At 49.4% G+C, this 13094-nt stretch carries 11 protein-coding genes; all 11 read left to right on the forward strand.

The features are described 5' to 3' along the window. Positions 1 to 408 precede the first annotated feature (408 nt). The 11 genes from EKM94_RS04355 (at position 409) to nagE (ending at position 12911) form a co-directional block, all read left to right on the forward strand. Positions 409 to 1263, forward strand: a complete 855-nt coding sequence (locus EKM94_RS04355; protein WP_125598034.1) for a helix-turn-helix domain-containing protein — start codon at positions 409 to 411, stop codon at positions 1261 to 1263. Positions 1264 to 1433: 170 nt separating this feature from the next. Beyond that, positions 1434 to 2057: a sugar O-acetyltransferase gene (locus EKM94_RS04360; protein ID WP_125598037.1), complete on the forward strand. Its 624-nt coding sequence runs from the start codon at positions 1434 to 1436 to the stop codon at positions 2055 to 2057. Between the two features lie 44 nt (positions 2058 to 2101). Further along, entirely contained in the window at positions 2102 to 3289 is a 1188-nt protein-coding gene (locus EKM94_RS04365) for an MFS transporter (protein WP_125598039.1), read from the forward strand. Positions 3290 to 3446: 157 nt separating this feature from the next. Continuing rightward, positions 3447 to 4061 (forward strand): sugar O-acetyltransferase, encoded by a 615-nt coding sequence (locus tag EKM94_RS04370; protein ID WP_125598255.1) that lies wholly within the window; start codon positions 3447 to 3449, stop codon positions 4059 to 4061. A 679-nt stretch (positions 4062 to 4740) separates the two neighbouring features. Then, positions 4741 to 6720: a threonine--tRNA ligase gene (gene thrS / locus EKM94_RS04375; protein WP_125598042.1), complete on the forward strand. Its 1980-nt coding sequence runs from the start codon at positions 4741 to 4743 to the stop codon at positions 6718 to 6720. A 724-nt stretch (positions 6721 to 7444) separates the two neighbouring features. Next, positions 7445 to 7966, forward strand: coding sequence for a translation initiation factor IF-3 (gene infC / locus EKM94_RS04380; RefSeq protein WP_318531098.1), 522 nt, complete (start codon positions 7445 to 7447; stop codon positions 7964 to 7966). Between the two features lie 33 nt (positions 7967 to 7999). Next, positions 8000 to 8200, forward strand: a complete 201-nt coding sequence (rpmI, locus tag EKM94_RS04385; protein ID WP_125598048.1) for a 50S ribosomal protein L35 — start codon at positions 8000 to 8002, stop codon at positions 8198 to 8200. A 50-nt stretch (positions 8201 to 8250) separates the two neighbouring features. After that, positions 8251 to 8610 (forward strand): 50S ribosomal protein L20, encoded by a 360-nt coding sequence (rplT, locus tag EKM94_RS04390; protein WP_125598051.1) that lies wholly within the window; start codon positions 8251 to 8253, stop codon positions 8608 to 8610. Positions 8611 to 8812: 202 nt separating this feature from the next. After that, a complete protein-coding gene (locus EKM94_RS04395) occupies positions 8813 to 9439 on the forward strand; it encodes a GNAT family N-acetyltransferase (RefSeq protein ID WP_125598054.1) in 627 nt (208 codons plus the stop codon). A gap of 575 nt (positions 9440 to 10014) precedes the next feature. After that, complete coding sequence (locus tag EKM94_RS04400; protein ID WP_125598057.1) at positions 10015 to 10926, forward strand: PRD domain-containing protein; 912 nt, start codon at positions 10015 to 10017, stop codon at positions 10924 to 10926. A 5-nt stretch (positions 10927 to 10931) separates the two neighbouring features. Beyond that, positions 10932 to 12911: an N-acetylglucosamine-specific PTS transporter subunit IIBC gene (gene nagE / locus EKM94_RS04405; protein ID WP_125598059.1), complete on the forward strand. Its 1980-nt coding sequence runs from the start codon at positions 10932 to 10934 to the stop codon at positions 12909 to 12911. Positions 12912 to 13094 lie beyond the last annotated feature (183 nt).

The following is a 13094-nucleotide window of genomic DNA, read 5'->3' on the forward strand; positions in this document are numbered from 1 at the left end:
GTTGAAATTCCGTTGAAATTCCGTTGAAGTTCCGTTGAAGTTCCATTGATCAATGGGGTTATTGCTTGCTGGCGCTTGCACTCGCGGTTGAGGTGAGGCTGTTTTGAAGAAGGTGGCGCTGATGGTCCTTGCGGCGACTCGAACCTACGCCTAACCAATCGCTAGGTTGGTTAGTGGCAGGAGGTTTGAATGTCTTCAGCATACCATTTTTATTTAGGGGAAAGGTCCTATTTTAGGCAGGAAGAGGGGACAATTCTGGGTAGATTCCGTTGCCGTGGCGTCCACAAAGGACCGCTTTGCTGTGGAGCCGAGCCGGTGATGTGCTATGATATAAGTAGTCTTTAGGGCGAGTCATTCGCAGAAAGAAATAGGTGCGCCAGGTGGGCCTGACGCGCTTTGAGGGATAACATGATCCAGCATGAAACCGTGCAACTTTGGCCGCGACTGCCATTTAAATTCTATGAACATGATCCCTTGACCAGCATTGGCGTTTCGCCACACTGGCATCAAGGCATCGAATTGAATTATTTAGTGGCCGGTCCGACCCTGAAATTTGAAACCGATGGCACCACGCGGCATCACCAACCAGGCGCGATCTGGGCCGTTGACCGCCGCGTTGTCCATAGCGCTAGCGGCGCGCCTTCACATCAATGGGATGAATTCGGGTTGATCATTGACGACCAGTTCTTACTGACGCAATTACCGGAAAGCGCCGATTGGTCCTTGCGCTTATTTGGCGCCCCCAGCCAAGCGGTCCATCCAGAAGCTTATGCCCAACTGGCTTTGCACTTAAATCAGATCCGTGACTTGCTGCATCAAGAGTTTACGGATGTGGCGCGGTTATTGATTCTTAGTCATTTTTATCAAGTGCTGGCGCTTCTGGCGGATAATTTCACTGAGCTGGCGCCGAGTTCGCCGCCGATCCAGCCCAACGCGCCCTTGGTCGATCAAGTGATCAACTATTTGGATCGAAATTATGGCGAAACGATCAGTAGCGCGGAAGTGGCCCACCGGTTTCATGTTTCGCAAACGACGTTGAATCAACAATTCAACGCCAACGTTCAGATGTCACTGAATCGATATTTGCGGCTGGTGCGACTATTGAATGCCCGTAAGTTATTGCTAGAAACCGATGATAAAATCGACTACATCGCCCAACGCTGTGGCTTTGGCAATCGAAAAAATCTAAATCGTAATTTCCAAACGTGGAAGGGGACCACCCCGAGTGCTTACCGGCAGGCCTACGCCCGGTATCATCGGTAGTGAGTTAGCGGTGTCCGCCTAGCCAAGGGCGGAGCTGGGCAGACTGTGATTGGTGGGTCCAATCAAGCTCAGCCGTTAGAATTGTGGCTGGTTTCTTTCGAAATTGTCCCCTCTGTTCCAGAAAAACATGGTAAACTACCTCCTGTATCCACTTACAGGAGGTTTTTCTTATGACATCAGAACGAACGGAAATGTTGGCGGGACGGTTGTATTATTCGCCCGATCCTGAATTGGTCGCTTTGCGGAAACAGGCCAAACAACAAGTGTATCAATATAATCAAACGGCGCCGGATCAAGGCGAACGACGGTCTGAAATTTTGGCGGAGTTGATCGATTGTCCCAGTCAGGATGCTTATTTCGAAGTGCCCATGCGAATGGATTATGGCCACAATGTTCATGTGGGGCGCAATTTCTATGCTAATTATGATGCGATTCTTCTTGATGTAGCGCCGATCACGATTGGCGACAACGTAATGTTAGCGCCACGGGTCTCACTGTACACCGCAGGTCATCCGGTGGTTGCTAGCGTCCGGAATACGGATCTGGAGTACGGCCACCCAATCACAATTGGGGACAATGTTTGGTTAGGTGGCAACGTGGTCGTTTGTCCAGGGGTGACGATCGGGAGCAATGTCGTGGTGGGCGCTGGCGCAGTGGTGACCAAGGACTTGCCGGATAACGTGGTTGCTGCTGGCGTGCCTGCCCGGGTCATTCGTCCGATCACCGCCGCCGATGAGGCCTATTGGCAAGGCGAGCAGGCGCAATGGCGCGAACATTTAACTTCTAAAGACTAGATAAATCACCTGGTTGTCCGGCAAGTGGCAGAAATGAGGTCATTATGACAAAACAATCAAGGAATATCCAAGCGGGTGGACGTCTGATTACGATTTTAAGTATTTCGGCCGTGGGGGGACTGGCCTTGGCCGTCACCAGCGTGATTCCAAAATGGGCGCAGGAGTTTCCCCAGCTGCCTTTAGCCGCAATCGAATTATTAGTGACCTTGGCCAATCTGGGCGCGTTGATCACGTTATTGTTCAATCCGTGGTTAACGCGTCGTTGGGGGAGTAAACGGGTCATTTTAGTGGGACTGCTTTTGGGCGCTGGCGCCGGGTGCCTACCTGTTTGGCTGCGGTCGTATGGCGCGATTGCCGTGAGTCGCTTCCTCTTAGGTCTAGGTTTAGGGCTATACGCGCCTCATGGCATCAGCCTGATCGTTCATCATTATCAGGGCGCCCAGCAGACGCGTCTTTTAGGGTATCAAACCGGCATCGGTGCCTTGGGGAGTACCATGATCATGTTGCTAGTCGGCGCGCTGGCGTCGCGAAATTGGCGTTGGGTCTTCTGGATCCATGGACTGCTGTTACTTGTGGCCCTCGCGGTGGGCCGTTTCTTGCCGCCGGATCGGCCGCAATCGGTGGCGCCAGTGGTTCGAACGCCCTTACCACGTTCCGCTTGGTGGCTGATTTTACTGACTTTTTGGACGTATTTAGTCATTTGGGGCGTTCAATTGAAGTTGCCCAGTTTGTTCAGTGAAAAAGGATTCGGTGGCGCCCAAGTGACCAGCTTGACGCTGGCGTTGATGAATCTTGGCGGTTTCGCCGCCGGGATGCTTTTCGGGCGGAGTTATCGACGTTGGGGGCGACATGTGTTGACCGCTGGCTACATGACCGCGGCGGTGACGGTTCTTGGGCTGTTGCTTTCGCCTAATCAGGGGTTGGCGATCATGGCGGCGGTAGGCTTCAATTTCGTTTATTCCTTTACTGGACCGTACTTGGTGGTGCGCAGCCAACAGGGATTAGCGCCGAATCAAGTGGAAGAAATGAGCAGCTACTTGACCATTGTGACCATTGTCAGCGCCTTTCTCGCACCGATCTGGTGGAACCTTTTGGGTGAGATCGGCTGGGGACCCTTGACGCAAAACGTGCTGGTTTGGGTGATCACCATGTTATTATTGTTGGCGCTGATTGTCGCGCTGGTGCAGTCCCAGCAACGCCGGATCAAGCGAGTGAATCGACCGCGGGCATGAGCCAGTCACAGCCTGAATTGCCCTTTTGGCGGGCGGTGGCGGCTACTTGCTGGTGTGGGGATGGTGCCCTGCAACCGGAGCCGGTTTCCGCGCAGCCACTCAATGACGTAATTTAGCAATGAATGATTTTATCAAAAATAAAGGATGGCGTTTACCAATGAATGTCTTCAATAAAATGCACCAAGGCGATCTTTATCATCCGGATGATCAACAGGTTGCGGCGATCCAACAACGTTGTTTGGAGAAGTTGTATGATTACAATCAGACTCGCCCCAGCGCTGGACCAGAACGGCAACGCTTATTACAGGAGATGTTCGCTGAGATCGGCTTGGGTTGTTATGTGGAACCACCATTGCATGCCAATTTCGGTGGGCATCATGTTCATTTCGGTCGCGGCGTTTACGCCAATTTCAACTTGACCTTGGTCGATGATACCCACATTTATGTTGGCGACTGGACGATGATCGGTCCCAATGTCACGCTGGCCACAGCTGGCCATCCAATTCTTCCTGAGTTGCGCCAACAGGGTTATCAGTATAATTTGCCGATCCACATCGGCCGCAACTGTTGGCTCGGCGCCGGTGTGATCGTGTTACCTGGCGTGACCATCGGCGATAACGTGGTGATTGGTGCTGGGAGCGTGGTCACCAAAGACCTCCCAGATAATGTTGTCGCTTTTGGGGATCCGTGCCGGGTTGTGCGTCCGGTCAACGAACATGATCGCGAATTTTACACCCGGGAACGGAAAATTGATCCTAAGTTGTTGGGGTAGTGCTCCAGGAGATGCTTGGTGTGATTTGAAACGTGCTGCGCGCAACTGACTTCTGTGCTTAGCCTAGTAACAGTTCCGGGAGCTAAAACCGGCTCCCAAAACTGTTACTAGGCTAATGCTCGAAGTCAACCCGTTGCGCTCCGTACTCTAATTTTGAAACGTGCTCACCGACCCAGTGCTTTCCGCTTAGCTACGTAACTGTTGTGGGAGCAAAGTTCAGCTCCCAAAACAGTTACTAGGCTAATGCTCAAGCACTACCCGGGTCGGCTCGCACTCTAATTTTGAAACGTGCTGCGCGCAACTGACTTCTGTGCTTAGCTACGCAAATGTTCCGGAAGCAAAAAGCGGCTTTCAAAACCTTTGCTAGGCTAGTGCTCGAAGTCAACCCGTTGCGCGCCGCACTCTAATTTCTACTTGCTCTTTTCTTTTTTTTGTGGTTTAATAACGCTTGAAGATACCACAATGACGATTGAACTTGTGCAGAGAGAGTAGCCTTGGCTGTGAGCTTCTCCGGTTCGGTGATTGCGACCGCTTCGATTATTTTGGGTGATTCCGTTATTGATCATAATGAGTGGATCTATGTCCAAAATTCGGGTGGAACCGCGTTAATCCAATAACGTCCCTAGTAATCAATCGATTACTAGGGCTTTTTTTGTGGCAAAAACAAGGAGGAACTATCATGGCAGAAATCACGTTAACTTTCCCAGATCAAAGTCAGCGTCAATATGAAGCTGGCAGCACCACGCTTGATGTTGCGAAAAGCATTGCAAGTAGTTTGGCTAAAAAGGCCGTTGCTGGTGAAGTCAACGGGACGATCGTTGATTTGGAGCAACCGCTGAAACAAGCGGGTCAATTTCGGATTTTGACCAGTGACGATCCAGAAGGATTGCAAGTTTTGCGGCATACTGCGGCGTTCGTTTTAGGCGCGGCTTTGAAACAGTTGCACGGCGATGTTCATTTCGGTGAGCACCAAAGTAATGAAGATGGTTTCTATTTAGATACGGATCGGGCTGCGGGACAGGTTGCCATCAACGAATTACCAGCAATCAAAAAAGCGATGCAAAAAGTTATCTCCGCTAATCAACCGATCGAACGGAAATTAGTGGATAAAGCTGAACTGTTGGCAGAATTCAAGGATGATCCTTATCAGACATCATTATTGAACGCGATTGACGCGGTTCAAATCAACGTTTATCGTTTAGGCGACTACCTGAGTTTTGGCGATCACGCTTTGTTGAAGAGCCTGGCGCCACTGAAGCATTTTGAATTGTTGTCTGTTGCCGGCGCATACTGGCAAGGCAAGTCCAGTAATCCCATGTTACAACGGATCTACGGGACGGCTTTCTTCAAGGCGGCCGATCTTGACGGTGATTTGAAGCGACGGGCAGAGATCAAGGAACGGGATCACCGGACGATCGGCCGTGATCTGGATATTTTCTTCGTTGATCCTGAAGTCGGTGCCGGCCTACCTTACTGGATGCCTAATGGCGCGACGATTCGCCGCGTGATCGAACGTTACATCATTGACAAAGAAGTTGCCAATGGCTATGAACATGTTTATACGCCCGTTTTGGCCAACTTGAATCTGTATAAAACTTCCGGTCACTGGGATCATTATCGTGAAGATATGTTCCCACCAATGGATATGGGCGATGGCGAATTTTTGGAATTGCGGCCAATGAACTGCCCATCCCACATCCAGATTTACAACCATCACAACCGTTCATATCGGGAATTGCCGATTCGGATCGCCGAATTAGGGATGATGCACCGTTATGAGAAATCCGGGGCGTTATCCGGTTTACAACGGGTTCGGGAAATGACCTTGAATGATGGCCACACTTTCTTGGCGCAAGATCAAATCAAAGATGAGTTCAAGAGCGTTTTGAAAATGATGATGGAAGTTTACGATGATTTCAATATCACCGATTACACGTTCCGTTTAAGCTATCGGGATCCAGCCAATACCGAGAAATATTTCGATGATGATGCGATGTGGAATAGCGCTCAAGCGATGCTGAAGGGCGCCTGTGACGAATTAGGCTTGGATTATTATGAAGCCGAGGGCGAAGCGGCCTTTTATGGTCCTAAGTTGGACGTTCAAACCAAGACAGCCCTTGGTGGCGAAGAGACCATGTCCACGATCCAATTAGACTTCATGTTACCTGAGAAATTTGATTTGAAGTATACTGGCGCGGATGGTCAAGAGCACCGTCCTGTCATGATGCACCGAGGCATCGTTGGTACCATGGAACGCTTCATTGCGTACTTGATGGAAATTTACAAGGGCGCGTTCCCAACCTGGTTGGCGCCGACACAAGTTGAGGTCATCCCCGTAAACTTGGATCTGCACACAGATTACGCCAAAGATATCCAAAAACAATTGGCGGCGGCCGGTGTCCGTGTCAAACTCGACTTGCGTAACGAGAAGATGGGTTACAAGATTCGTGAAGCGCAAACCCAGAAGATCCCTTATACCTTAGTTGTGGGTGACGAAGAGCTGAAGGCCCAAACGGTTTCCGTCCGGCGTTATGGTGAAAAAGACGCCGCTGATGAACCAATCAAGATTTTCCGTGATAGCATTTTGGATGATATTCATAATTATAGTCGGACAGGTTCTGGCAAAGTCAACGCTGAGATCGAAAGCAAGTTGGACTAAGCGACCTAACGGCAGGAGAGAACGGAGTCACCTTTTGACTCAAACAGAATGACCATGACAAAACCGCCGCCTCTGGCGGTTTTGTTGTCTGTCTTGCTTATGCTAGGCGTTGGACAGAATTGACCCTAGTTGCAATCGAGGCGTGGTGTTGAAACGTGCTCCACACAACTGACTTCTGCGCTTAACTACGCCAGGCTTCCGGAGGCAAAGCCCAGCCTCCAAAATCCTGGCTAGGTTAATGCTCAAAGTCAACCCGTTGTGTTCCGCACTCTGGGGGGTGGTGGGCTGTTTGTTCGCTTGGCGGAAGGTCGGGCTGGGGGTGAGTCAGCCGCGATATTATTGTTGGCGATTTATCGCCTACAATAAGGCCGAGCTTGAAGATTTTCGGCGGGTTTCCGAAAAGCTTCAAGTCGTGCCCGCCGCGTTCCACCACCCCCAGCCCGACCTGGAGCCCACCACATCTGCAATCTACCAACGCCAACGCTCAGCGGAACATCCTGTACAAGGAAATCTGAAAAAACTTCTTGACTTCCATTACCATTCTAGTTACAATGGAACAGTTGAATTAAGCAGAAGTTCCCGCTTCTCACCCATGTTTTAGACCTCTGGGTATCAAAACATTATGTTTGCCGAAGAATTATATTTCGCTGCGGGTGCTTTTGCGCTCGCAGCTTTTTGCATGGGTTGACGTATTAACGTCGACAACTTATGGAGGTGACTTCCCATAGCAAAAGATTTAATTATTAATGAAAGTATTCGGGCACGTGAAGTTCGCTTGATCGATGCTGAAGGTAATCAAGCCGGAGTCAAGTCCAAGATCGAGGCTTTACAGATGGCGGAACGCGCTAATCTGGATCTGGTCCTAGTTTCGCCAAACGCGAAACCGCCAGTTGCCAAGATCATGGATTATGGCAAGTATCGTTTCGAGTTACAGAAGAAAGATCGTGAAGCTCGCAAGAAGCAAAAGGTCGTCAATATCAAAGAGGTTCGCTTGAGCCCTGGTATCGGCGAGAATGACTTCAATACGAAGTTGAACAATGCCCGGAAATTTCTAGGCAAAGGTGATAAAGTTAAAGTTTCAATCCGCTTTAGGGGTCGGGCGATCACCCATAAGGAAGTGGGACGTAAGGTTCTCGAGGATCTGGCTGAACAAACAGCTGATATCGCGACCGTTGAGTCTCACCCTCGAATGGATGGTCGGAGCATGTTTCTAATGCTTGCACCTAAGGCTGAGAAAAAAGCTTGATCGACATTTACATTACTTTAGGAGGATCTTATCATGCCAAAGCAAAAAACACACCGCGCTTCAGCAAAGCGCTTCAAGAAAACTGCTAGTGGTCAATTAAAGCGGGGCCATGCTTATACAAGCCACCGTTTCCACGGCAAGACGAAGAAACAACGTCGTCAATTAGCAAAAGCAGGTTTGGTATCACGCAGCGATATGCGCCGTATCCGGCAAATGCTTTCTCAAGTTCGTTAGGACTTAGCCATTAATTATATTCGATAGATAGTCTCAAGGAGGAAATTATTATGCCACGTGTAAAAGGCGGTACAGTTACGCGCAAACGTCGTAAGAAAGTTTTAAAATTAGCTAAAGGTTATCGCGGTGCTAAGCATTTACTGTTCAAATCAGCTAATGCCCAAGTCATGAATTCATATCGTTACGCATTCCGCGATCGTCGTCAGGTCAAACGTGAATTCCGGAAGTTATGGATCGCGCGGATCAATGCGGCTGCTCGTTTGAACGATTTGAACTACAGCCAATTGATGCACGGTTTACGTGTTGCTGGCGTTGATATTAACCGTAAGATGTTAGCAGACATTGCTTATACTGATGCTGCAGCCTTTACTGCAATTGCTGATCAAGCTAAAGCTGCTTTGGCTAAATAAGGTTTCAGACAAATTCAACTCACTCATTTTGAGTGAGTTTTTTTGTGTGCCGCGGTCAAGTCTCACGCACAGTGAACGCTTGACCGAGAATGGTCGTGCTGCAACCAAAGTCCCATAGACAACATTGGGAATTTACCGCTATACTGATTGAAATTACGCGATGCCAGCTGCTGGCATCTAATGAGAGCGAGGACACACGGAAATGGAAATTTATCAGGCGAATGAACTGGATTTTGATTGCCGCGATCAAATTGCGACGATCTTTGCGGAAGGGTTTACTCAATGGTTGGGCTACTTCTCGAAAGATCCGCAAGTCATCGCTGGCGCCTTCGCCCACGCGTTTCAACTTGATTATTTCTTCGTCGCGGTGACCGCGGGGCAAGTGGTGGGGATTGTGGCTTGTACAGACTGTCAGCAGCTTAGTTTACAATTCGAGAAAAGTGAGTTGATCAAGCATTTCGGCTGGCTGAAGGGCACGATTGCCGCACGCGTTTTTCCCCGTGAATTTGCCGCGTCTTTCAAGAATCCACCGCGAGCTACCGGTTCGATCGAATTTGTTGGCGTCGCGGCCAGCGCCAGGAACAATGGCGTGGCCTCACGCTTGCTGGCGGCTGTCATTGCGCGGACCTCGTACCCGAACTTTCTCATCCAGGAGGTAGCTGATACGAACTTGCCGGCGGTGGGCCTTTATCAAAAGTTGGGCTTCATTGAAACGGGCAGGCGACCGCTGGTGGCTAAACAGGCACAGAAAATTGGCATCAACGCCTTCCTCTCTTTCCAGCTCACTAGAAAATCTCCGGAGCTGGCCGACAACTCAGCACGCGGTTAGCGGTCGATCAGGTCAACTGAAGCTGCGCGATTTCGGCCGTCAACTGCCAGCTGGCCAGGCAAACTAGCCACGCCCTTGTTAATTGACGACTTGAACATAAATGGCGGCTGTCTTGATTTGACCAGCGAGTTGCCTAATTATTTTTAAGTTGAGCTACCTGTGAACCGCATCGGCGCGTGGATATTGGTCTAGTCCTATTCGCGAAAATTGACCGTGATAATCTCGTTGATCCGAGTTGGCAGAACCGTTATTAGTCGTTCTTTATTTTTGTGTTTACGCGTATTTGAACTGAGCTTACCGCGGTATTGGTCTGGTCGCTAGGCACTGCACAAACTTTTTGGCTCCGTGCGTTTCCCGCTATGACGGTGATTTAATTGCGCGAAAGCACTTGCATTTCTGAATTTAATATGCTAAATTAACAATGTTAACAATATTGTTTCATGTGACTAGATGATACTAGGCATGGAAGAGCGCTCGAGGAGTGATCCTCGTGGACTTTTTCATGCCTTTTTGCTTTAATGAAAATAATAGACATCTTAGGGCACATGGAGCAGGCATCTGCAGATGAGGTAGAAATGAAAATCAAGAAAGTCCTCAATCAAAACGCGGTCTTGGTCACTGACGACGGTCAGGAAAAAGTCGCGATCGGTAAGGGAATCGGTTTTGGCAAGAAAAGAAATGATCTGGTCTTTAAACGTCAGATCGAGCGCATGTTTGTCATGGCGCCGGAAGGGCAATTGAAGCTGCAAGATCTTCTGAGTCAAATCGATGAGAAATATTTGTTTGCGGCCGAGCATATCATTGACCACGCTGAAACAGTGCTGATGGAACAACTCAATGAGCATGTTTTGATCGCGTTGACTGATCACTTGTCGTTCTCGGCGGAAAATATTCGTAATGGGATCGTGATCCGCAATAAATTGTTGCGCGAGATCGAAGTGTTGTATGGTGAGGAATTTAGTATCGCGCAGTGGGCGGTGGAGTATCTGAATAAGGAACTGCATATTCCTTACACCTATGACGAAGCGGGCTATATCGCGATCCATTTGCATAGTGGGCGTGGTGATCGCGTGCGGAAGAAGCGCGAAAGTATTCGCGAAGTCATGATCGTTTCTGATGTGATCCAATTGATCGAGCGGGAATTGAATCTGGATATTCATTCAGAGGCGATGGCCTTGAATTATTCACGGTTGGCAAATCATCTCCGGTTATTGATGAAACGCTATTATTATCAAGAATATGCGGTTTTGGATCAAGAAATCGTTCAAATGGTCAAACGCAAGTATCCGGAAAGCTATGGTATTGCCAAGAAAATTCGGGTCTTGTTGACAAAGAAATATCAGATGTCGATGACGTCTGAGGAACTTGGGTATATCGCAATCCACATTGAACGCCTGCGATTGACGCGGACACGGCCGAATCAGGGTGATCCGGAATCAGGCGACAGCCCAGCGTCGGAATCAGGGCATGATCAACAGGAGGAGTAAATTTTATGAAAGCTTATATGCAAAGAATGGGTCGCTCGTTGATGCTACCTGTCGCAACTTTGCCAGTAGCGGCATTATTTATGGGGATCGGTTATTGGATCGATCCACAAGGCTGGGGCGGTAACAACGTTATTTCCGCTTTCTTGCTCAAAACAGGGAGTACGATCCTTGATAACTTGGGTATTTTGTTCGCAGTGGGCTTGGCTTACGGGATGTCGAAAGATAAGGATGGCGCCGCGGCGCTTTCTGGGTTGGTCGCTTTCCTGACACCATACACCTTGTTACAACCAGGCGCAGTTGCGATGTTCTTCCGGATGGATGTCAAGAATGTTAACGTCGCCTTCAGCGCGATCAACTTCAAGAACGTCTTTATCGGTATTTTGGCAGGTTTAGTTGCCGCAGCGTTGTACAATCGCTTTAGCGGCACGAAACTACCGATGGCCTTGGCCTTCTTCAGTGGGAAACGGCTGGTGCCGATCGTTACCGCTGGGACCATGGCGCTGGTTTCACTGTTGTTACTGTTCATTTGGCCACCAGTTTATACCGGCTTAGTTAACTTTGGTGAATTCATTTCTGGGTTAGGCGCTGTTGGTGCTGGCCTTTACGGCTTCTTCAACCGTTTGCTGATTCCAACTGGGTTACATCATGCTTTGAATAACGTGTTCTGGTTCAACTTAGCTGGGATCGATGATATCGGTAAATTCTGGGCTAGCCAAGGGACTAAGGGCATTACCGGGATGTACCAAGCTGGGTTCTTCCCAGTGATGATGTTTGGTTTACCTGCTGGGGCTTTGGCAATTTACCAGTGTGCTCGCCCTGAGAAGAAGAAAGTCACAGCTTCCTTGATGTTGGCAGCGGCGTTCGCTTCCTTCTTTACAGGTGTGACTGAACCATTGGAATTCTCCTTCATGTTCGTTGCTTGGCCATTATATGTGGTTCATGCTGTTTTAACAGGTATCTCCATGTTCCTCGCGGCAACTTTCCATTGGACTGCCGGTTTCAACTTTAGTGCCGGGATGGTCGACTTTATCTTAAGCCTCCGGGTGCCGATCGCTAACAAGCCATACATGCTGTTGGTGCTGGGCCTGATCATGGGCGTTGTTTATTACTTTACTTTCCGTTTCGTGATTACCAAGTTCAATTTGATGACACCTGGTCGTGAAGCCGACGATGTTGCCGGTGAAGAAGCCGAAGACCTTGATACCAACGTTGCTGGTGAAGACAAGTACGGTCGTTTGGCGCGGCGGATCTACACCGCATTAGGTGGCGCTGAAAACGTGACTTCGATCGATAACTGTACCACGCGGCTCCGTTTGATGGTGAAAGATACCGGCAAGGTCGATGTCGCTAAGATCAAAGCGACCAATGTTCCTGGGGTCAAAATCATTGATAAGACCAATATCCAAGTCATTGTTGGGACCGATGTGCAATTCGTCGCGGATGAAATGAAACGTTTGGCCAACGGTGGCGTGGCGGTTGCCGCTGACGCAGCTGCAGTCGTTGCTCCAGCGAAGAAAGAAATCGCCAAGAAGATCGACGTTTACGCCGTCGCAAATGGTGACGCCGTCTCAATCACTGAAGTTCCTGATGATGTCTTTGCGCAAAAGATGATGGGTGATGGTTTCGCTATCAAGCCAACTTCTGGTGAGATCTTCGCGCCAGTCGCGGGGACGATCACCAGTGTCTTCCCAACGAAACACGCTGTGGGTATCAAGACTGACGCGGGTCTCGAAGTGTTATTGCACATGGGGATCGACACCGTTAGCTTGAAGGGCGAACCATTTACCATTTATGTTGAAGCAGGCCAAGAAGTTGCTCGTGGTCAACTGATCGCTTTAGTTGATCTTGAAGCGCTCAAGGCCGCTGGCAAGCATGCGGAAATGATCGTTGCCTTCACCAATGCTGATGCGGTCAAAGATTTGGCATTGACCACTGGTAAGACGGTCAAAGCTAACGACATTCTCGGTTCTGTCGAAGCAAAATAGGCCAGCGTTAATACCTGGTTACTAGCGCCGGCGCTGCGGGCCTAGCAGCCAAATTGAACGCAAGTCAAGCAGTTCGTTTACGTCTCCTTTAGGAGCGTAAGCGAACTGCTTTTTTATTCTTGACAAAAAGGGGTTGGGGGAACTCTTTTTTCGTGGTTCTGCGGCCATGAAAAAAACGATCGC

Origin of the sequence: Lapidilactobacillus achengensis, assembly GCF_003946655.1 — a bacterium.
Lineage (GTDB): Bacteria > Bacillota > Bacilli > Lactobacillales > Lactobacillaceae > Lapidilactobacillus > Lapidilactobacillus achengensis.

Excerpts from the sequence above, each read along its gene's own strand:
- EKM94_RS04400 (WP_125598057.1), top strand. The coding sequence starts at position 10,015 with ATGAAAATCAAGAAAGTCCTCAATCAAAACGCGGTCTTGGTCACTGAC.
- rplT (WP_125598051.1), top strand. The coding sequence starts at position 8,251 with ATGCCACGTGTAAAAGGCGGTACAGTTACGCGCAAACGTCGTAAGAAA.
- thrS (WP_125598042.1), top strand. The coding sequence starts at position 4,741 with ATGGCAGAAATCACGTTAACTTTCCCAGATCAAAGTCAGCGTCAATAT.
- nagE (WP_125598059.1), top strand. The coding sequence starts at position 10,932 with ATGAAAGCTTATATGCAAAGAATGGGTCGCTCGTTGATGCTACCTGTC.
- EKM94_RS04355 (WP_125598034.1), top strand. The coding sequence starts at position 409 with ATGATCCAGCATGAAACCGTGCAACTTTGGCCGCGACTGCCATTTAAA.
- EKM94_RS04395 (WP_125598054.1), top strand. The coding sequence starts at position 8,813 with ATGGAAATTTATCAGGCGAATGAACTGGATTTTGATTGCCGCGATCAA.
- EKM94_RS04365 (WP_125598039.1), top strand. The coding sequence starts at position 2,102 with ATGACAAAACAATCAAGGAATATCCAAGCGGGTGGACGTCTGATTACG.
- EKM94_RS04360 (WP_125598037.1), top strand. The coding sequence starts at position 1,434 with ATGACATCAGAACGAACGGAAATGTTGGCGGGACGGTTGTATTATTCG.
- rpmI (WP_125598048.1), top strand. The coding sequence starts at position 8,000 with ATGCCAAAGCAAAAAACACACCGCGCTTCAGCAAAGCGCTTCAAGAAA.
- EKM94_RS04370 (WP_125598255.1), top strand. The coding sequence starts at position 3,447 with ATGAATGTCTTCAATAAAATGCACCAAGGCGATCTTTATCATCCGGAT.